Here is a 17,681-nt window from a genome sequence, read left to right as displayed (position 1 = left end):
CCGGACAACGCCGCGCTCAACCGCTTCTTCTCGCTGCACTTCCTGCTGCCCTTCGTGATCCTGGGTGTGATCATCCTGCACGTCTGGGCGCTGCATATCCCGGGCTCGTCAAACCCGACCGGCGTGGAAGTGAAGCAGGAATCGGACACCGTGCCGTTCCACCCCTACTACACCGCCAAGGATGGTTTCGGCCTCGGCGTGTTCCTGCTGGTCTACTGCGCGCTGGTGTTCTTCGCACCGAACATGCTCGGCCACCCGGACAACTACATCCCGGCGAACCCGCTCTCGACCCCGGCGCATATCGTGCCCGAATGGTACTTCTGGCCGTTCTACGCGATCCTGCGCGCCTTCACCTCGGACTTCATGTTCATTCCGGCGAAGCTGATGGGCGTGCTCGCGATGTTCAGCGCGATCCTGGTGTGGTTCTTCCTGCCCTGGCTCGACACGAGCCCGGTCCGCTCGGGCCACTACCGCCCGCTGTTCCGCAAGTTCTTCTACCTGCTCGTCGTCGACGTGCTGGTGCTGGGCTACTGCGGCGGTGCACCGGCGGAAGAGCCCTACGTGATGATCTCGCAGATCGCGTCGATGTACTACTTCCTGCACTTCCTCGTGATCCTGCCGGTTGTCTCGTCGATCGAAACGCCTGCGCCGCTGCCGTTCTCGATCACCGAGGCCGTGCTGGGCAAGGACGAGCACGCCACCCTCGCTCCCGCAACCCCGGCTGTCGCCTGAGCCTGCCAACCCGGCACATCCAAAGGGAAACCTCATGGTCCGTCTATTTGGCCCGCTCGTTGGCCTCTTCTTCGCCGTCGCGCTGCTCTGGTCCTTCGGGAACGGTGCCTACAACGCGGCGACCCAGCCGACCCCGCCGAGCGCGGAAAAGCTGTTCCACATGCATCCGAAGGAAGTCGAATTCTCGTTCGACAGCCCCTTCGGCACCTTCGACAAGGCGCAGCTGCAGCGTGGCTTCAAGGTTTACCAGGAAGTCTGCTCGAACTGCCACAGCCTGAAGCAGGTCGCGTTCCGTGACCTTGGTCAGCTTGGCTACAACGAAGCCGAAGTGAAGGCGATCGCGAAGAACTGGGGCACCAAGGCCCAGACCTTCGATTCGAAGACCGGTGACCGCGGCGAACGTCCGAACCTGCCTTCGGACCACTTCCCGCCGGTGTACTACGCCGGTCAGGGCGTTCCGCCGGACCTCTCGCTGATCGCCAAGTCGCGTCATGGCGGGGCGCAGTACATCCACTCGCTGCTGACGGGCTATGTCGATCAGGCGGGCTACAAGAACGAAGAAGGCCAGGAACTGCTCAAGATGTTCCCGGACGCGAAGACGCCCGACGGTCTGTACTTCAACCCCTACTTCGCCAACCTGAACCTCGCGATGCCGGCTCCGCTGGTGAGCGACGGCCAGGTGACCTACAGTGACGGCACCAAGGCGACCGTCGACCAGATGGCGCAGGACGTTTCGGCGTTCCTGACCTGGACGGCCGAACCCAAGCTTGACAAGCGCAAGCAGACGGGCTGGCCGGTGCTGGGCTTCCTGCTGGCGGCAACGGTGCTTGCGTACCTCGCCAAGCGGAATGTCTGGGCCGACAAGCACTGAGGCTTGCAACCCGAGTAACAAACAAAGGCCACCGGCAACGGTGGCCTTTTTTGTGATCAAGGCTATGGAGGGCGCGCCATGACCAAGGATGAAGTAAAGGCGCTGGTGCGCACCGTGCCCGACTTCCCCGCCAAGGGGATCCTGTTTCGCGACGTGACAACGCTGATCAGCCACGGTGAGGGCTTTGCCGCCTGTATCGCGCATCTGGCGCGAATGGCGGCGGCCGCGGGTGCCGAAGTGATCGCCGGGATGGAAGCGCGCGGGTTCATCTTCGGCGCGGCGGTGGCGGCGCATATGCGGCTCGGTTTCGTGCCGGTGCGCAAGCCGGGCAAGCTTCCGGTGCGCACTGTAGGGATCGACTATGCGCTCGAATATGGGCGCGACCGGCTGGAAATCGATCCCGGCGCGATAACCAAGGGCGCACGCGTTGTAATCGTCGACGATCTCATCGCGACGGGCGGCACGGCACTGGCCGCTACCGAGCTGCTGCGCGGCGCGGGAGCAAGGGTCGACCATGCCTTGTTCGTGATCGATCTCCCTGACCTGCACGGCGCCGAACGGCTACGCGGTGCAGGTGTCTCCGTCGAAGCGCTGATGGACTTTCCCGGGCACTGAGCCCGAGGCACCATCACAGCGTTGCGATGGTAGCCTTGGCGCAGCGCGCCGAGACTTCGGCGCTGCCAGTGCTCGCACCGCTGACCACGCTGGCGAGATAGAAGCCGCCGACGATGAAAACGACGAAGCCGATGGTGACGAGGCCAAGGTACTTGTCGATCACGCGCTTGATCGGGGCACCGAACAGGCGGAACATGCCGCCGACGATCATGAAGCTGATCGAGCGGCTGACAATGCTGGCCAGCAGAAACGGGATGATCGGCATGGCGATGAAGCCTGCCGTGATCGTGAGCAGCTTGAACGGGATTGGCGTCGCGCCCTTGATGACGATGATCTCCACCCCGTACTCGCGCAAATAGCAAGCCGCGCGGGGGAAGCTTTCGGCGAGATGGAGCAGTTCGAGCAGTTGCTTGCCGACGCTGGCGAAAAGGAAATAGCCGATCGCATAACCGAGCAGACCACCGACCACTGACGCGGCGGTTGCAATGGCCGAGTAGCGCACGGCCTTCTTCGGCTCGGCCAGGCACATAAGCCCGAGCAGCGGATGTGGCGGGACCGGAAAGAAGCTTGCTTCCATGGCCGAGAACAGCGCCAGCCACACTTCGGCAAGCGGGTGCGTGGCCTTGGCCATGGTCCAGTTATAGAGGCTGCGAAGCATTGGGCTGGGTACTCGACTGATCAAACGGGCGCCTGCGGGCAGAATCGGGACGGGGCCCGCGAAGGTTACCTAGCAACGCAATCCAAACATTCCCTAAGCGAGCAGGCGCCAAAGTGCTAGGGGCAAGCCAACTAACCAAATAGGTACAAACTTCTTGACATCGTCACGCTGATTGAGTACATATCAGGAACATCGCGATAGACCGAGTCGCCACCCCCCCAGTCGGGACACGCGGTCTTCCCCTCCCTCAGCGACGGAACCTTCATGGCCAAGCGACCCAATGCGCCCGCACCGCGCACCGCCGCCCCTTTGCGTCGCACCAAGGCGGATGTCCGCCCCAAATGGGCTGACATCTTCCTCGCCGCGCTCGCAGATACCTCGAACGTGGCAGCGGCAGCCCGCGCTGCATCCATTGATGTTTCGACCGCCTACACCCGTCGGCGGCTCAATCACGAATTCAACCGCGAGTGGCAGGTGGCGCTCTGCGAAGGGTATGACAACCTCGAGATGGAGCTGCTCTGCCGGCTCCGCACCGGCGAAGTGAAACCTGCCGCCGGAGCCAAGAAGGGGGTACGGAGCTTCGACAATGCCACCGCGCTCCGTCTGCTTGCCGCGCACCGCGAATCGACGACGCGCGAACGGGCGCAGCGCCAGCACACGGGCGTGGAGGACATTCGCGCCGCAATCGATCGCAAGGTTGACGAGTTGCGGCGCCGGGTGATGGAAGCCAAGGCGCAGCGGGATGCCGCAGCCATGGCGCATGCAATCCTGCCCACGCAGCAGAACCCGACGTGAGGTCTGATAGGCTAGACTTTCTGCGCCACGACGAAGATCGGCTGGCCAGGACGTTGCCGGAGGCGCTGAACCAGGGCGAACGCGACGTCGTGCTGACGAACTGGCCAATGTGGGCCCGCGCATCGCAGCTGCCACCGGACGGCAACTGGCGGGTTTGGCTGATCATGGCGGGTCGTGGGTTCGGCAAGACGCGGGCCGGTGCGGAATGGGTGCGGATGGTGGCCGAACGCGACCATTCCGCACGGATCGCACTGGTCGCCTCATCGCTGCACGAGGCCCGCAGCGTGATGGTAGAGGGCGAGAGCGGGATCATGACAGTGAGCCCGCCACACATGCGGCCGCGCTATGAGCCATCGCTGCGCCGGATCGTGTGGCCGAACGGAGCGCAGGCGCTGCTCTATTCGGCGGCAGAGGCCGAGGCGCTGCGCGGGCCGCAGCACAGCCATGCGTGGTGCGACGAGATTGCCAAATGGGATGACAACCAGGGCCAAGCCCGGCGCTGCTGGGACAACCTGATGCTCGGCCTGCGGCTGGGCGATGCGCCGCAGATCGTGGCCACGACGACGCCGCGCGCAGTGCCGCTGGTCCGGCGGCTGATGGCGCAAGTGAGCGAGGACGGCGATGTCGTGCTGACGCGTGGTTCGACGCTGGAGAACGAAGCCAACTTGCCGGGTCGGTTCATCGCCGATGTGACGCGCGAGTTCGGCGGGACGCTGCTGGGGCGGCAGGAACTGGACGGCGAGCTGATCGATGACCTGCCCGGTGCGTTGTGGACACGCGCCCTGCTCGAGGTCTGCCGCGAAACCACCGCGGTGCCGGCGATGAAGCGGGTGATCGTGGGGGTAGACCCTCCGGCCAGCGCGGAGGGCGATGCCTGCGGGATCGTGGTCTGCGGGCTGGGCGACGATGGCGTTGCGCGCGTTCTGACGGACGCCACAGTCGAGAAGGCAAGCCCGGAACGCTGGGCCCGCGCGGTGGCCGAGACGGCGCGCACGTGGTCGGCCGACCGCGTGGTGGCCGAGGCGAACCAGGGCGGGGCGATGGTGGAAGCCGTGCTGCGGGCGGCCAATGCCACGCTGCCGCTGCGGCTGGTGCATGCAACGCGCGGCAAGGCGGCGCGGGCCGAGCCTGTAGCCGCGCTCTATGAGACCGGGCGGGTACGCCATGCCGGCATGTTTGCACGGCTGGAAGATGAGCTGTGCGGACTGCTGCCGGGTGGAACCTATCAGGGGCCCGGCCGATCGCCCGACCGGGCCGATGCCTGTGTCTGGGCGCTGACCGAGCTGATGTTGGGGCGCACCGGAGAGCCGCGCATCTGGTTTGATTGAGGCTGGCTTCATGAACAGGCCCACCCCCACCCTTCCCGCAAGCGGGAGGGGAGCTGAACTGCCCTGAGCGAATTGAAAGGCTGGACATGTCGATTTTGCAGAGCCTCGCGGCGGCCTTCAAGGGCGCTGCGGTATCCGACCGTGCGCCCTTGGCGCGCGGGTTCATTTCGCCCTGGGCCGAGGCGTTCCAATGGCGGGGCGGCGAGGCGCGGGGGCCGCTGAACTACCCCGCCGCGATCCGTGAAGCCTACCTCAGAAATCCCGTGGCGCAGCGCGCGGTGCGGCTGGTGGCAGAAGGCGTGGGCAGCGCGCCCATCGCTGCTTCGGACCCGGAACTGGTCCGGCTGGTGAGCGCGACAAGCGCAGGGCAGGCGCTGCTCGAAACGTTGGCGAGCCAATTGCTCCTGCACGGCAACGGCTATGTGCAGGTGCTGCGCGACGCCGATGGCCAACCGGCCGAACTCTTTGCGCTGCGACCCGAACGGGTGCGGATCGTGCCCGACAGCAAGGGTTGGCCGGCGGCCTTCACCTACACGCTGGGCGAGACCATGCTGCAGATCGATGCGGTGGACGAGTTCGGTCGGCCCAACCTCATTCATATCCGCGCGTTCCATCCCTCTGATGACCACTATGGCGCAGGATGCCTGGAGGCGGCGGACGAGGCTGTGGCGATTCACAATGCCGCCGCGCGCTGGAACCGGGCGCTGCTGGAGAACGCGGCGCGGCCTTCCGGTGCTCTGGTCTATGATCCGGGCGAGCCGGGCGCGGCGCTGAGCGCGGACCAGTTCGAGCGGATCAAGACCGAACTGGCAGCTGCGTTTTCGGGTGAGACCAATGCCGGTCGGCCGATGCTGCTGGAAGGCGGGCTGAAGTGGCAGACTCTGGCGCTGAGCCCGGCGGACATGGACTTCGCGACGCTGAAGGCGGCGGCCGCGCGGGACATCGCGCTTGCTTTCGGGGTGCCGCCGATGCTGCTCGGACTGCCGGGGGACAACACCTACGCCAACTACCGCGAGGCCAACCGGGCGCTGTGGCGGCTCACGCTGCTGCCGCTGGCGGGCAAGGTCCTCGATGCGCTCGCTGAAGGGCTGGAACCCTGGTTTGCCGAGGCAAAGCTGGCGGTCGAGCTCGACCGGGTGCCCGCGCTGGCGGAGGACCGGCAGGCGCTGTGGTCGCAGGTGACGGCAGCGGATTTTCTGACACCCGCCGAGAAGCGGCAGATGCTCGGCATTGCGGAGAACCTGGCATGAGACGCGAGGACATGCTGGCCGGCCTTTTGGCGCAGGCCGGGAGCGAGGGCTCTGAACTCATTACGCTTAGGGCGGTGGTCGAGGAGGCGAGCGAACTAGGCGCGGCACGAGCGCTCGAGCAGATGGGCATGGCGGACGAGACCGCGCACGAGGACCTTGCCGAGTTGCGCGAGCTGTTGCGGGCATGGCGCGATGCCAAGGCGAGCGCGTGGAAGGCGGTGGTCGGCTGGGTGGTGCGCGGCGTGCTGGCGCTACTACTGCTGGGCATCGCGGTCCGCTTTGGATCGCAGGACCTGCTGAAGTGAGCGCGGATGTGACCGCGGCGCCTGCAGCGGTGCGCTTTGCGGGCTATGCGGCGGTATTCGGCAAGCGCGACAGTGGCGGCGACGTGATCGTGCCGGGGGCGTTTGCCGCGACGCTGGCAGCGCGCAAGGAAGCGGGCGTGCGCCTGCCACTGCTGTGGCAGCACCGCGCCGGGCAGCGGATCGGCTGGGTCGAGCTGGCCGAGGAAGATCGCCACGGCCTGCGCGTGATCGCCTCGCTTTCACCGGGCGCTGGACCCGCAGCAAAGGCCCTGGCCGCCGGCGCCGTGAATGGTCTCTCGTTTGGATATCGGGTGCGCGAAGCCGCACCGCAGGGCGGCGGGCGCGCGCTGCGCAGCGTCGACCTGATCGAAGTCAGCCTGGTGACCCGGCCGATGCAGCAACTCGCCCGGGTCCACTACGTCGACAGCAGTGGCGGCCGATTGGCGCCAGCATAACCACCGCATTTTCGTGACCCCAGGAACGGCCGCCCCGGAGCGTGAGGCTCCGCAATGACGGCCGACATCAAGAAAGGACGTTCGGTTCCATGGAAATCAACACCCCCGAAGGCGCCATGAACGGCGCGATCGAGACCAAGGCCGACGCGTTCGACGCGTCGTTCGACATCGTGGCGCGTCAGGATGAGACCGCGGCCGCAATCGAGGCGCTGCGCGGCGACATTGCCGAAGTGAAGGGCCGGCTCGACAAGGTGAATCGTGCGGCGGTTCGTCCGGTGATCGGCAGCACGGCAGATGGCGCGATTGACGCTTCGCCGGAGCTCAAGGGCTTTGTCGACGGCTATCTTCGCATGGGTCGCGAAACCGAGATCAAGGGATTCTCGATCGCTTCACCGGCGGATGGCGGCTTTACCGTTCCGCGTCCGATCGATGCCGAGATCGCGCGCCGCCTGCTCAAGATGAGCCCGGTACGCAGCGTGGCAAATGTGGTGCAGACCAGCACCAGCGGCTTTCGCCGTCTGATCTCGATCGGTGGTACGGCTTCCGGCTGGGCGAGTGAAACCGGCGCGCGCACCGAGACGGCCAGCCCCAAGTTTGCCGAGATCGTGCCGCCGCTGGGCGAGCTTTATGCCAATCCCTCGGCCACGCAGCAGATGCTGGACGATGCCGCATTCGATGTGAGCACGTGGCTGGCGGGCGAGATTGCCAGCGAGTTCGCCCGTGCCGAAGGCGTCGCCTTCATCAACGGCACTGGCACCAATCAGCCCCGTGGCTTCCTGACAGGGCCGACCTCGGCGCAGAACGATACGGCCCGCCCGTTCGGCACGCTGCAGTTCATCGCATCGGGCAATGCCAATGCGTTTGACGCAACGCCGGAATCGAAGCTGATCGACATGGTCTTTGCGATGAAGGCTGCGCTGCGCCAGGGCGCGGTGTGGATGATGAATTCGGCAACGCTGGCAACGGTGCGCAAGTTCAAGGCGGCCGACGGCTCGTTCCTGTGGCAGGCCGGGATCGTTGACGGCCAACCGAGCCGGCTGCTGGGCTACCCGGTGATCGAGGCCGAAGACATGCCCGATGTCGGCGCGGGCAGCTTCCCGATCGCGTTTGGGAACTTCAAGGCCGGCTACCTGATCGCCGAACGCACCGCGACGACGATCCTGCGCGATCCCTATACCAACAAGCCCTACGTGCAGTTCTATGCCACGCGCCGGGTCGGTGGCCAGGTGCTCGACAGCGACGCGATCAAGCCGCTCAAGATCTCGACCTGACCTGCTTGGGGCAGGCGCGCGATCCCCTGACGCGCCTGCCCCCGCGTCCGCGGCGGCTCCCCTCACGCCGCGGACGCCCCTCTTCCGTTTCCATCCCCAGAACACCGGAGATTGCCATGAAGCGGGCAATTATCGCGCCGCCAACGCTAGCACCGACGGCGCTCGCCGAGATCAAGGCATGGCTCGGCATCAGCACGGCGCGCGATGACGCTGAGCTGACAGGTCTGATCAGGACCGCGCTGGAACTGTGCGAAGGTTTTACGGGCACGATGCCGCTGGTATCGGGCTGCGAGGAAGTGCTGCGGGCTTGTGGTGACTGGCAATCGCTGGCGACCCGCCCCGTCAAGGCGATCACCGGCGTGCTGGCGATTGCAACCGATGGCACCCGTTCAGCACTGGCACCGACCGATTACGATATCGATATCGATGCCGATGGCACGGGCCGCCTGCGTCTGGCGCGCCCGATCGACCAGACCCGCATCGCCGTGAAGTTCACCGCCGGGATGGCGGAAGGGTGGGACACCCTGCCGGACGCAATCCAGCAGGGACTGGTGCGCTGGGCTGCATACCAGCACCGTGCGCGGGACAATGACAAGACCATGGCCGGTCCGCCGGCTTCGGTAGCCGCGCTGTGGCGGCCGTGGCGGCGGATGCGCATCGCATGAGCCGCGTCAGCAGCAACTTTGCCCAGGTGCAGCAGCAGCTGATCGCCGCCGCGCGCCGCATCGCCGAAGCCCGGGCTGCCAGCCGCAACGCACCGGACAATACGGCCAACTGGCGATCCGCGCGGTGGCTGTGGCCGCTGCTGTGACAGGAGTGAGCAATGGAACTGGCTTTTCGCGCCGCGGTTATTGCCTGGCTTGCCGCTGATCCGACGCTGGCGGAGGGACTGAACGCCATCGTCGAGGAAGCGCCGATCAAGACCGCGCTGCCCTGGCTGGCGCTGACGGCGAGCGCAAGCACCGACTGGAGCAACAAGTCCGGACGGGGACGCGAAATCCGCATCGCGCTCGAGCTCAACTACCGGGGCTATGAGCAGCTGGCGGAGACGGATCTGATCGGCGCCATCGAGGCGCGGATGGAGAGCTTGCCGACAGACCAGAGTGCGAGCGGCTTTCAGATCGCCAGCCTGACCTTCCTCAAGGCACGGGCTGAGCAGCGCGGCGAGGCCTTGCGCTCGCTGGTGCTCGAATACCGGGCGCGCGTGCTGGCGGTCTGATCCAAGGCCGAGACTTTCGAATGTGATGCCTTCCTTCCCATCAGGAGAACCGAAATGCCCGCACAGAAGGGAAGCGCCTTTCTGCTGAAAATCAGCGATGGCGCCACAACGCCGACCTACAACACCGTGGCCGGGCTGCGCACGACGCAGATGTCGATCAACGGCGAGCTGGTGGTCGTGACCAGCAAGGATTCGGGTGGCTGGCGCGAGCTGCTTTCGGGCGCGGGGACGCGCTCGGTGAGCGTAAGCGCGGCCGGCATCTTCCTCGGCAGCAGTGCCGAAGCCCAGGTGCGCGGCAATGCGCTGGCCGGCACCATCACCGACTATGAGCTTTCCTTCGAAGGCGGCGAGAAGATGCGCGGCAAGTTCCTTGTCCAGCGGCTGGACTACGCCGGGGATTTCAACGGCGAGCGCAACTACACGCTCTCGCTCGAAAGCTCGGGCGCGGTGGTGCAGGCATGAGCGGGGCACCGATGACGCCGGTGAGCGCCAATCCCCATCGCGGCGAGGCAGACCTGCTGCTTGACGGTGTGGCGCATGTGCTGCGCCCGTCGTTCGGCGCACTGGTCGCCGCCGAAGAGGAGCTTGGGCCGCTGTTCGGGCTCGTTGAACGCGCAAGTGGCGGCGAGCTGAAGCTGGGCGAGATGGTAGCGCTGTTCTGGCATTGCCTCGCGCATCCCTCCGACCAGAGCCGCGAGGACTTTGCCGAGGCCGTGACCCGCGCCGGACTTTCGGCCTGCGCACCCGCCTTGCGGGGCCTGCTGGTGCAGGTGCTGAAGGGCGGCGGATGAACGCCAAGGCCGAAACCCGCTTCGGCGAGGCGGCGGCGCGACTTTCGGGCCAAGCGGCGCTGCTGATCGGCTGGTCGCCCGATACCTTCTGGGCGGCCACCCCGGCCGAGCTCGCTGCCATCGTCATGGCCGCAGCACCGCCGCCTGCGGATGGCATCGACCGCAACACCCTGTCCGCGATGATGGAGCGCGACGCGCATGGATAGTCTTTCTACGCTGGTTGTCGACGTGCGCGCGAGCACCGAGGGCTTTGCGGCCGACGTCGGACAGATGCGCAGCAGTTTCGATTCGATCGTCGTCGATGGCTTCAGCCGGGGCAGCGATGTGCTGGAGCGTGGCCTGCTGAGTGCCGTGCGGCGGGGCAGCCTGGGCTTCGAGGATCTGCGCCGCGCCGGGCTCAGAGTGCTCGATGACATTGCGGCGCAAGCGATCCGCGGCGGTCTGGCCTCGATCGGGCTTGGCGGATCGGGAGGCAGCGGCCTCGGCGGCGGGATTCTCGGTATCGGCAGCCTTATCAGCTCGATCTTCGGGCTGCCGGGCCGCGCGACAGGCGGGCCGGTTGCGCCGGGACGACCGTACCTGGTCGGCGAGCGCGGTCCGGAACTGTTCGTGCCGACATCGGCCGGGCAGATCGACCCCGGCACCGGCGGCGGCGCGCGGGCTGTCAACGTCTCGATCAAGGTCGTGGCGCCCGAGGGCAGCAGCAGCCCCGAAAGCCTGCGTCGCTCCAGCCGCCAGGTGGCGCAGGCGGTGCGGCGCGCCTTGAGCGAATACTGAGAAGGAACGAGGGGCGATGAGCTACTGGCTGGCAAGCCGCCGCACCGTGCAGGCGACCGACACGATCCAGCGGTTCGATCCGCGGTTCTGGACGGTCGACTTCCCGCGCCCGGCGATGGCTTCGGTGGTGACCACGGCCCCTGACGCGCTGCGAGTCGATGCGGTGTTCCAGAAGGCGAACGATCTCGTCGGCCTGATCTGGGAAAGCGCGGACCGGTGGGACCACCCGCTGCTCGCCTATGATACCGACCGCGACTACGCTCGGCTCACCCTGTCGTTTCGCTGGCGTTCGAGCGGCATATTGCCGCTCAATGCGATCAATGGGCCGACGCTGACGATCGAAGGGCGGGATGCCGCAGGCAATCCGCACAGCTGGTATGTGCGGCTGTGGAACTATGCGGCGGGAACTCCGACCGACGCGGTTGTGACGCTGCCGTTCTCGGCGCTGGCGGGCGGGTTTCTGCTGCCGGGGGAAGCCGATCCGGTCTATCCCTCGGACATCGACCGGATGTTCATCTCGCTTGTCGCGCCCGGTTATTCAGCGGCAGCAACGACGCCGTTTTCACCGGCAGTGACAGGCTGGGCCGAACTGAGCGCGATGCGCTGCAGCGGGCACAGACCGATGCTCACCATCGGCAATGTGATGGTACCGCCGCACGGGCTTTGCATGGCAACGGGCTATGACGACGGTTACAACCAGACGCCCGCGCGCCTGCTGCGCACCATTCGGGGCCTCGGCTATCGCGGCAGCATCAATCACTATGTGGGAATGAGCCACTTCTTTCCGCTCGCGCCCGACGGTGCCGGAGGTTTCGTGGTCGATCCCGCGCTGCCCGCGCTCAATCCGGCGGCGGAGCGGTGGCATGGCGCCTTTCTTTCTGCCGCCAAGGCGATGGGATACACGGTGATCCTCTCGCAATCGTACGAGTTGCTGGCGCAGCATTGTCCGGCCGCCTGGCAACAGCGGGCAGCGGACGGCAGTCCGGCGCGGACAGGCTGGTCGCCGCCATCGGCCTTGCTTTCGCCGGCCAGCGCCGCAGCCAACGACTGGCTGCGCAAGGTTGCGGTGCGGCTGGCCGGATTGCTGACGGAAGCCGGTTTGCCGGTGCGGTATCAGGTGGGTGAGCCGTGGTGGTGGGTGACCGCCGATCGCAAGATCTGCCTCTATGATGACGCGGCCAAGGCAGCGCTGGGCGGCAGCCCGGTGGTCATTCCAGACCTTGGGGCGAAGCTGACAACTGCGCAGAAATCGCTGCTCGATACGGCGGGAGCCTTGCTCTCGGGTTCCACGGCGGGCCTGACGGCTGCGGTGCGAACGGCAGCGGGGAGCGCGCCGTGCGAGACGCTTCTGTTGGCCTTCCTGCCGACCGTGCTCGATCCCGCAACGCCCGAGGCGCGCCGGGCGAACCTGCCAACGGGATGGGCATCACCAGCTTTCGATGTGCTTCAGCTCGAAGACTACGACTGGCTGACGGCCGGGTTCGAAGCGCGGCGGACGCGCGGGCGAGCCGAAGCGGAGGCTCGGCTCGGCTACCCGCGCACACACCAGCATTACCTTTCAGGCTTTGTGCTGGATGCCGCCGATGCCGAGACCATGTGGCCGTGGATCGACGCCGCAGCGAGCGAGGCGCAGGCACTGGGCGTGGCCGAGACTTTCATCTGGGCGCTGCCCCAAGTGGCGCGCGACGGCTTTACCCGCCTGCCCGATGCCACCGCCGGGGCGGCCAGCGAGGACGACATGATGCAGCCCTTCGACGACGTGCTCTTTCCCATTGCGATCGGTCGATCCGCGACGGTGACTCCGGAGTTCTCGACCAATGTGACGATCACCGCATCCGGTTTCGAGCGCCGCAACAGCCTTTGGGCAGACGCAAGGCTGCGCTTCGACGTGGGGCCGGGTGTACGCTCGGAAGCGGAGCTGGGCGAACTGATCGCGTTCTTCCGGGCACGGCGCGGACAGGCGCGCGGGTTCCGGCTGCGTGATCCATCCGACTACAGCTCGAACGGCATGACCGGTGTGCCCACCGCGCTGGATCAGGTGATCGGGACCGGGGACGGGGCAGCGGCACGCTTCCCTCTCGTCAAGGCCTATGGGCTTGGCGGCGATGCGCAGCAGCGCCGCATTACTCGTCCGCGACCGGAAAGCCTGCTGGTGAGTGTCGACGGTGCGGCCGTGACCAGCTGGACGCTGGATGACCTTGGCGAGATCGTGTTTGCCGATGCGCCCGGAGCAGGCAAGACCGTTCGTGCAGGCTTCCTGTTCGATGTGCCGGTACGCTTTGCCGAAGACCGGCTCGACATTTCCGGCGCCGCGTTTGCTGCAGGCGAGGCACCGAGCGTGCCGCTGATCGAACTGCGCGAGGAAGCCTGACATGCCCGAGAGCACACGGGTCTGGTTCAGCCAGCCGCTTGAAACCGTGGCAATCTGGTGGCGGCTCGAGCGGCGCGATGGCGTAACGTTGGGCTTCACGAGCCATGACCGGGACCTTGTCTTCGGCGGCCTCGTTCATCGGACCGCGCCCGGCATGGTGCCTTCGGCAATCCGCCGCACGGCCGATTTCGAAGCCGACAGTGCGGAAGTGGCGGGCGCGCTCAGCCATGATTCCATCCGTGAGGCAGACCTCGCGGCGGGCCGGTTCGACGGTGGCTCCATCGCCATGGGGCTTGTCGACTGGGAGACGCTCGAGCGCGTGACGCTCTATTCAGGTACCATCGGCACCGTGGGGCATGAAGGCGCTGGCTTCTCTGCCGAGCTGCGTTCAGTGAAGGACCTGCTGGCGCGGCAGATCGTGCCGCGGACCGCCCCGACCTGCCGCGCGGAATTCTGTGCCGAGGGATGCACGCTTTCTGCCAATGCCTTTACGCATCAGGCGACACTTGCCGCCGTTTCCGGAGATCGCGGGGCAGTACGCGTGTCGGGCGGTCCGGCCACCGGATTGCTGGCCTTCGGAACGCTGCGCTGGATCGATGGCCCGGAAGCCGGGCTCATCCGCCGCATCGAGGCAGTGGAAGGCACCTGGCTTGTGCTCGATCGGACGACGGCCCCGGATGTGGCCACAGGCACACGGATCGAGCTGCGCGAGGGGTGCGACCACACGCTTGGTACCTGCGCAACCCGCTTCGGTAACGCCGTCAACTTCCAGGGCGAGCCATTTCTGCCCGGGAACGATCTGCTCACCCGCTACCCGGCAGCACAGCGATGAACGCGGCATTTGCCGAGGCCGCAGCGAGCCTGATCGGCGTCCGCTTTCGGCTGCATGGCCGGGATCCCGTGACGGGCCTCGACTGCGTGGGGGTGGTTGCGGAAGCCATGCGGCGGGCGGGAACCGAACCTGTCGTGCCGGCGGGATACCGCCTGCGCACCGTGTCGGTGAGCGGCCTGTTGCCCTTTGCGCAGGCCAACCGCTTCGAACCGGTGGAGCCACCGGATGCCGATGTCGTGCTGGTGATGGTGAGTCCGATCCAGCCGCATCTCGTGATCCGCACTTCTGGCGGGTTTATCCATGCCCACGCCGGGATTGGCAGGGTGACCTTTCTGCCCGGCGCTTTGCCATGGCCAATCGCAAGAGGCTGGCAGGTGCCAGCCTCACTGCATTCGATCGGGAACTGAGACCTATGGCTACTTTGCTGCTCACCGCGGTCGGCACCGTGTTCGGCGGACCGATTGGCGGCTCGATCGGGGCCATCGTGGGCCGCCAGATCGATGCGGCGATCTTCGGCGGGCGCAAGGTCGAAGGACCGCGGCTGAAGGACCTGACGGTCCAGACATCGAGCTACGGGTCTGCACTGCCGCTCCACTTCGGCAAGATGCGGGCCGCCGGTAGTGTGATCTGGGCGACCGAACTGGTCGAGCACAAGGATACGGCGAGCAGCGGCAAGGGCCGCCCCTCCGTCACCACGTACACCTATACGTCTTCGTTCGCGGTGGCGATCGCGAGCAGGCCGATCGCAGGAATTGGCCGTATCTGGGCCGACGGCAACTTGCTGCGAGGCGCGAACGGCGATCTCAAGGTAGGCGGCACGCTGCGCGTCCACCTCGGCCATGGAGACCAGGCAGCGGACCCGCTGATGGCACAGGCGGAAGGGGTGACGCGGTGTCCTGCCTATCGCGGCCTTGCCTATGCGGTGTTCGAGGACCTGGAACTCGCGGACTATGGCAACCGCATACCCTCGCTGACCTTCGAGATACTGGCGGACACGGTCGGCACTTCGATCGGAGCAATCGCGCGAGCGATCTTGCCGGAGGCGGCCGTCAGCAATCTGGACACCGGACTTGCCGGGTTCAGTATCGATCAGGGTTCTGCCGGTGACGCACTGGCGGTGATTTCCGAGGCAGTGCCGATCGCTTGCGCTGTTTCAGGCGGCACTCTGGCAATCCATGCAGCAGAGCAGGCCGGGCCTGTAACGCCAGTGGCCCTGCCGGGTCCGGCGGCCGCGAACAAGGATGGCCGATCCGCCGAGGCCAAGGCCAGTGGCTGGTCGCGCAAGCGTGAACCACTACCGCGCGTTCGTCAGTGCGGGGTTCGATACTACGATGTGGCACGCGATTATCAGCCGGGGCTGCAGCGCGGCATTGGCCGGAGCGAGCAGGGCGATCTGCAAGTGATCGAACTTCCGGCTGCCCTCAGCGCCGCCGAGGCGCAGACGCTTGCCAGCAATGCGAGCCGCCGGGCAGCGCGCCCTGCCGATACGATCACCTACCGGATCACGGAAATCGATCCCGCAATCACCCCCGGTGCATTCGTGAACATTCCGATCGCCTCAGGCGTGTGGCGGGTAACCCAATGGGAGTGGCAGCAGGATGGTGTGCTGCTGTCGCTGGCCGCGAACCCGTCAAGCGGAGCGATAGCTGGGAGTTCTGCGACCACGACGGATCCGGGGAGGTTCAATCCCGCAGCCGATCTTGCGCACACCCCGACCGTGCTCGAGGCGTTTGCGCTGCCATGGGATGGGACCGGCAGTGGAACGACCGCTGCGGTCTTCGCGGCAGCGTCGGGCGCCAGTGCGGGATGGACCGGCGCTGCCTTGCTGGCGGATCTCAGCGGCGATGGCGGTGCACTGACTTCGATCGGCTCGACAGGGCGGAGCAGGGCGCGCCTGGGCAGGACAGTTGGTGCACTGGCAACCGCATCGCCGCTTCTCCTCGATCTTCAATCGACGCTGGACGTTGTGCTGGCAGGCACCGATCTGCAGCTGGCCGATGCCAGCCTCGCCCAACTCCTGCAGGGGGCGAATCGTGCCCGGATCGGTAGCGAGATCGTTCAGTTCGCAAGCGCCACCCCGCTGGGCGGCGGCGTGTGGCGGCTCGGCAACTGGCTACGCGGCCGTGGCGGAACAGAATGGGCTGTCGGTACTCACGTTGCTAACGAGCAGTTCGTTCTGATCGACGATAGCCTGGTGCAGCTCGATGCCACCCAGATTGGCGATCCGGCCACCACGCGCATCGTTGCGGTCGGGCTGGGCGACACCTCTGCGGTCAGTGTGTCGATCGAGGATTCTGCTGCAACGCTGCGGCCGCTTTCGCCCGTTCATGGCACGGCCGTGCTGCAAAGCGATGGCTCTATCGCGTTGCGCTGGACCCGGCGCGCACGTGGGGCCTGGCTCTGGCTCGATAACGTCGACACGCCGCTGAACGAAGAGTCGGAACTCTGGGACGTCACCGTCGGCGATCCGGATGCGCCGGCGCTGCGCTGGCAAGCCACCACAAGTGCATTCGTGGCGACCGCCGAGCAGATCACAGGATTGCCAACCGGTGCGCCGCAATTCTTTTCCGTGCGCCAGATCGGACGGAACGCGGCCTCCGTACCGCTCCGTATCGAGTTTCCAGCCTGACATCCGCGAGAGGACCCGATCATGACCGACCCCCTGAGCTTTGCGCCCACGTCGCCTCGCTTTGCGCTTCCCCTGCTCTTCGCCGGCCAGAGCCAGAAGGAAGTGACGGTGAATGAGGCCCTGCTGACAGCCGACGTCCTGCTCCACCTTGCCGTCGAGGCAGTCGTCACGACCCCACCTGCTGCACCCGCGAGCGGGCAGTGCTGGCTGGTCGGCGCGAGCGCGACCGGAGCATTTGCAGGGAAGAGTGGCCGGATTGCGAGCTGGAGCGACGGAGGCTGGCGTTTTGTCGCGCCAAGAGAAGGGATGCGCGCTTACGACATCGCGGCGAGCGCCTACCGTCATTTCGCCGGAGGCAATTGGCAGATCGCCGCGGCCCCGGCCGCTCCGGCAGGCGGCACCGTGATCGATAGCGAAGCCCGAGCCGTTATCGGCAACCTTATCGCGACACTACGCGCCGCAGGTGTGCTTTCCTGACACCTTATCCCCCTGGTCAAACTTCGATCATGCCGATGGACGCTGACACTGCGATGTGGGTTCGTTGCCTAGATGTCTGGTTTTAGTTGCCTTTTGGCAACATGCCGCACTCACGTTTGCTTGCAAGGAAAATCGAGAGCCGCTAATGGCGACAACACCCGAGGCATGACTTCGAATAAAGGGGAAATGATAATGCGGAAACTGCTCATGGGCTTGGCCCTGGCGTCCACGGCGCTCGCAACGCCGGCGCTCGCCAAGAAGGATTCCTGGTACGTCGAGGTCGATGCTGGCGCGATGATCGTCGA

The 17,681-nt window shown here is 66.3% G+C and carries 22 protein-coding genes and 1 pseudogene; 22 read left to right on the top strand and 1 reads right to left on the bottom strand.

Going from position 1 to position 17,681, the window contains the following annotated elements; translation table 11 throughout:
* From K5Q19_RS15985 to K5Q19_RS15975, 3 genes are all read left to right on the top strand, one after another.
* On the top strand, positions 1–732 hold a 732-nt coding region (locus tag K5Q19_RS15985; protein WP_292947253.1), incomplete at its 5' end, for a cytochrome b N-terminal domain-containing protein.
* Between the two features lie 34 nt (positions 733–766).
* On the top strand, positions 767–1,603 hold the full coding sequence (locus K5Q19_RS15980; RefSeq protein WP_292947251.1) for a cytochrome c1: 837 nt from the start codon (positions 767–769) through the stop codon (positions 1,601–1,603).
* Positions 1,604–1,681: 78 nt separating this feature from the next.
* The gene (locus tag K5Q19_RS15975; protein ID WP_292947249.1) at positions 1,682–2,218 is read left to right on the top strand and encodes an adenine phosphoribosyltransferase; all 537 of its coding nucleotides are present in this window, start codon (positions 1,682–1,684) and stop codon (positions 2,216–2,218) included.
* 13 nt (positions 2,219–2,231) lie between these two features.
* On the opposite strand, the gene K5Q19_RS15970 is transcribed toward K5Q19_RS15975, so the two are convergent.
* Positions 2,232–2,876 carry a YqaA family protein gene (locus K5Q19_RS15970; RefSeq protein WP_292947247.1) on the bottom strand — a complete coding sequence of 215 codons (645 nt, stop codon included), beginning with the start codon at positions 2,874–2,876 and terminating at the stop codon, positions 2,232–2,234.
* Between the two features lie 264 nt (positions 2,877–3,140).
* On the opposite strand from K5Q19_RS15970, the gene K5Q19_RS15965 reads away from it, so the two are divergent.
* The 19 genes and pseudogenes from K5Q19_RS15965 to K5Q19_RS15875 form a co-directional block, all read left to right on the top strand.
* A complete protein-coding gene (locus tag K5Q19_RS15965; RefSeq protein WP_292947244.1) occupies positions 3,141–3,671 on the top strand; it encodes a hypothetical protein in 531 nt (176 codons plus the stop codon).
* A gap of 53 nt (positions 3,672–3,724) precedes the next feature.
* A complete protein-coding gene (locus K5Q19_RS15960) occupies positions 3,725–4,999 on the top strand; it encodes a terminase family protein (protein WP_292947255.1) in 1,275 nt (424 codons plus the stop codon).
* Positions 5,000–5,085: 86 nt separating this feature from the next.
* Positions 5,086–6,249: a phage portal protein gene (locus K5Q19_RS15955; RefSeq protein ID WP_292947241.1), complete on the top strand. Its 1,164-nt coding sequence runs from the start codon at positions 5,086–5,088 to the stop codon at positions 6,247–6,249.
* Complete coding sequence (locus tag K5Q19_RS15950) at positions 6,246–6,554, top strand: DUF6127 family protein (RefSeq protein ID WP_292947238.1); 309 nt, start codon at positions 6,246–6,248, stop codon at positions 6,552–6,554. Before K5Q19_RS15955 ends, K5Q19_RS15950 begins: the two co-directional genes overlap by 4 nt.
* Complete coding sequence (locus tag K5Q19_RS15945) at positions 6,551–7,009, top strand: HK97 family phage prohead protease (protein ID WP_292947236.1); 459 nt, start codon at positions 6,551–6,553, stop codon at positions 7,007–7,009. The genes K5Q19_RS15950 and K5Q19_RS15945 overlap by 4 nt, the downstream gene beginning before the upstream one ends.
* A gap of 89 nt (positions 7,010–7,098) precedes the next feature.
* Positions 7,099–8,280 (top strand): phage major capsid protein, encoded by a 1,182-nt coding sequence (locus K5Q19_RS15940; protein ID WP_292947234.1) that lies wholly within the window; start codon positions 7,099–7,101, stop codon positions 8,278–8,280.
* A 116-nt stretch (positions 8,281–8,396) separates the two neighbouring features.
* Positions 8,397–8,945 carry a hypothetical protein gene (locus K5Q19_RS15935; RefSeq protein WP_292947231.1) on the top strand — a complete coding sequence of 183 codons (549 nt, stop codon included), beginning with the start codon at positions 8,397–8,399 and terminating at the stop codon, positions 8,943–8,945.
* On the top strand, positions 8,942–9,091 hold the full coding sequence (locus K5Q19_RS15930; protein ID WP_292947229.1) for a hypothetical protein: 150 nt from the start codon (positions 8,942–8,944) through the stop codon (positions 9,089–9,091). The genes K5Q19_RS15935 and K5Q19_RS15930 overlap by 4 nt, the downstream gene beginning before the upstream one ends.
* A gap of 12 nt (positions 9,092–9,103) precedes the next feature.
* Positions 9,104–9,499, top strand: a complete 396-nt coding sequence (locus K5Q19_RS15925) for a DUF3168 domain-containing protein (RefSeq protein ID WP_292947226.1) — start codon at positions 9,104–9,106, stop codon at positions 9,497–9,499.
* A 54-nt stretch (positions 9,500–9,553) separates the two neighbouring features.
* Entirely contained in the window at positions 9,554–9,961 is a 408-nt protein-coding gene (locus K5Q19_RS15920; RefSeq protein WP_292947223.1) for a phage major tail protein, TP901-1 family, read from the top strand.
* Positions 9,958–10,290, top strand: coding sequence for a gene transfer agent family protein (locus tag K5Q19_RS15915; RefSeq protein ID WP_292947220.1), 333 nt, complete (start codon positions 9,958–9,960; stop codon positions 10,288–10,290). Before K5Q19_RS15920 ends, K5Q19_RS15915 begins: the two co-directional genes overlap by 4 nt.
* On the top strand, positions 10,287–10,496 hold the full coding sequence (locus tag K5Q19_RS15910; protein ID WP_292947217.1) for a phage tail assembly chaperone: 210 nt from the start codon (positions 10,287–10,289) through the stop codon (positions 10,494–10,496). Before K5Q19_RS15915 ends, K5Q19_RS15910 begins: the two co-directional genes overlap by 4 nt.
* A complete protein-coding gene (locus K5Q19_RS15905) occupies positions 10,489–11,067 on the top strand; it encodes a tail tape measure protein (RefSeq protein WP_292947214.1) in 579 nt (192 codons plus the stop codon). Before K5Q19_RS15910 ends, K5Q19_RS15905 begins: the two co-directional genes overlap by 8 nt.
* 16 nt (positions 11,068–11,083) lie before the next feature.
* Positions 11,084–13,438, top strand: a complete 2,355-nt coding sequence (locus tag K5Q19_RS15900; protein ID WP_292947211.1) for a DUF2460 domain-containing protein — start codon at positions 11,084–11,086, stop codon at positions 13,436–13,438.
* Position 13,439: 1 nt separating this feature from the next.
* Positions 13,440–14,270, top strand: a complete 831-nt coding sequence (locus K5Q19_RS15895; RefSeq protein WP_292947207.1) for a DUF2163 domain-containing protein — start codon at positions 13,440–13,442, stop codon at positions 14,268–14,270.
* Positions 14,267–14,677, top strand: a complete 411-nt coding sequence (locus K5Q19_RS15890; protein ID WP_292947204.1) for a peptidoglycan endopeptidase — start codon at positions 14,267–14,269, stop codon at positions 14,675–14,677. The genes K5Q19_RS15895 and K5Q19_RS15890 overlap by 4 nt, the downstream gene beginning before the upstream one ends.
* 5 nt (positions 14,678–14,682) lie before the next feature.
* Positions 14,683–16,899 carry a phage tail protein gene (locus tag K5Q19_RS15885; RefSeq protein ID WP_292947202.1) on the top strand — a complete coding sequence of 739 codons (2,217 nt, stop codon included), beginning with the start codon at positions 14,683–14,685 and terminating at the stop codon, positions 16,897–16,899.
* Positions 16,900–16,920: 21 nt separating this feature from the next.
* A complete protein-coding gene (locus K5Q19_RS15880) occupies positions 16,921–17,376 on the top strand; it encodes a DUF2793 domain-containing protein (protein ID WP_292947200.1) in 456 nt (151 codons plus the stop codon).
* A gap of 192 nt (positions 17,377–17,568) precedes the next feature.
* A pseudogene (locus tag K5Q19_RS15875) lies at positions 17,569–17,681 on the top strand (flagellar motor protein MotB); the annotation flags it as partial.

This window comes from Novosphingobium sp. (assembly GCF_019748365.1).
Lineage (GTDB): Bacteria > Pseudomonadota > Alphaproteobacteria > Sphingomonadales > Sphingomonadaceae > Novosphingobium.
The sequence above is the reverse complement of the archived record's forward strand: the minus strand, read 5'-3'. Positions and strand labels throughout refer to the sequence as shown.

Bases quoted from the DNA above. Each gene is read 5' to 3' on its own strand.
- K5Q19_RS15980 (WP_292947251.1), top strand. From the start codon at position 767: ATGGTCCGTCTATTTGGCCCGCTCGTTGGCCTCTTCTTCGCCGTCGCG.
- K5Q19_RS15975 (WP_292947249.1), top strand. From the start codon at position 1,682: ATGACCAAGGATGAAGTAAAGGCGCTGGTGCGCACCGTGCCCGACTTC.
- K5Q19_RS15970 (WP_292947247.1), bottom strand. From the start codon at position 2,876: ATGCTTCGCAGCCTCTATAACTGGACCATGGCCAAGGCCACGCACCCG.
- K5Q19_RS15965 (WP_292947244.1), top strand. From the start codon at position 3,141: ATGGCCAAGCGACCCAATGCGCCCGCACCGCGCACCGCCGCCCCTTTG.
- K5Q19_RS15955 (WP_292947241.1), top strand. From the start codon at position 5,086: ATGTCGATTTTGCAGAGCCTCGCGGCGGCCTTCAAGGGCGCTGCGGTA.
- K5Q19_RS15950 (WP_292947238.1), top strand. From the start codon at position 6,246: ATGAGACGCGAGGACATGCTGGCCGGCCTTTTGGCGCAGGCCGGGAGC.
- K5Q19_RS15940 (WP_292947234.1), top strand. From the start codon at position 7,099: ATGGAAATCAACACCCCCGAAGGCGCCATGAACGGCGCGATCGAGACC.
- K5Q19_RS15935 (WP_292947231.1), top strand. From the start codon at position 8,397: ATGAAGCGGGCAATTATCGCGCCGCCAACGCTAGCACCGACGGCGCTC.
- K5Q19_RS15930 (WP_292947229.1), top strand. From the start codon at position 8,942: ATGAGCCGCGTCAGCAGCAACTTTGCCCAGGTGCAGCAGCAGCTGATC.
- K5Q19_RS15925 (WP_292947226.1), top strand. From the start codon at position 9,104: ATGGAACTGGCTTTTCGCGCCGCGGTTATTGCCTGGCTTGCCGCTGAT.
- K5Q19_RS15920 (WP_292947223.1), top strand. From the start codon at position 9,554: ATGCCCGCACAGAAGGGAAGCGCCTTTCTGCTGAAAATCAGCGATGGC.
- K5Q19_RS15915 (WP_292947220.1), top strand. From the start codon at position 9,958: ATGAGCGGGGCACCGATGACGCCGGTGAGCGCCAATCCCCATCGCGGC.
- K5Q19_RS15910 (WP_292947217.1), top strand. From the start codon at position 10,287: ATGAACGCCAAGGCCGAAACCCGCTTCGGCGAGGCGGCGGCGCGACTT.
- K5Q19_RS15905 (WP_292947214.1), top strand. From the start codon at position 10,489: ATGGATAGTCTTTCTACGCTGGTTGTCGACGTGCGCGCGAGCACCGAG.
- K5Q19_RS15900 (WP_292947211.1), top strand. From the start codon at position 11,084: ATGAGCTACTGGCTGGCAAGCCGCCGCACCGTGCAGGCGACCGACACG.
- K5Q19_RS15895 (WP_292947207.1), top strand. From the start codon at position 13,440: ATGCCCGAGAGCACACGGGTCTGGTTCAGCCAGCCGCTTGAAACCGTG.
- K5Q19_RS15890 (WP_292947204.1), top strand. From the start codon at position 14,267: ATGAACGCGGCATTTGCCGAGGCCGCAGCGAGCCTGATCGGCGTCCGC.
- K5Q19_RS15885 (WP_292947202.1), top strand. From the start codon at position 14,683: ATGGCTACTTTGCTGCTCACCGCGGTCGGCACCGTGTTCGGCGGACCG.
- K5Q19_RS15880 (WP_292947200.1), top strand. From the start codon at position 16,921: ATGACCGACCCCCTGAGCTTTGCGCCCACGTCGCCTCGCTTTGCGCTT.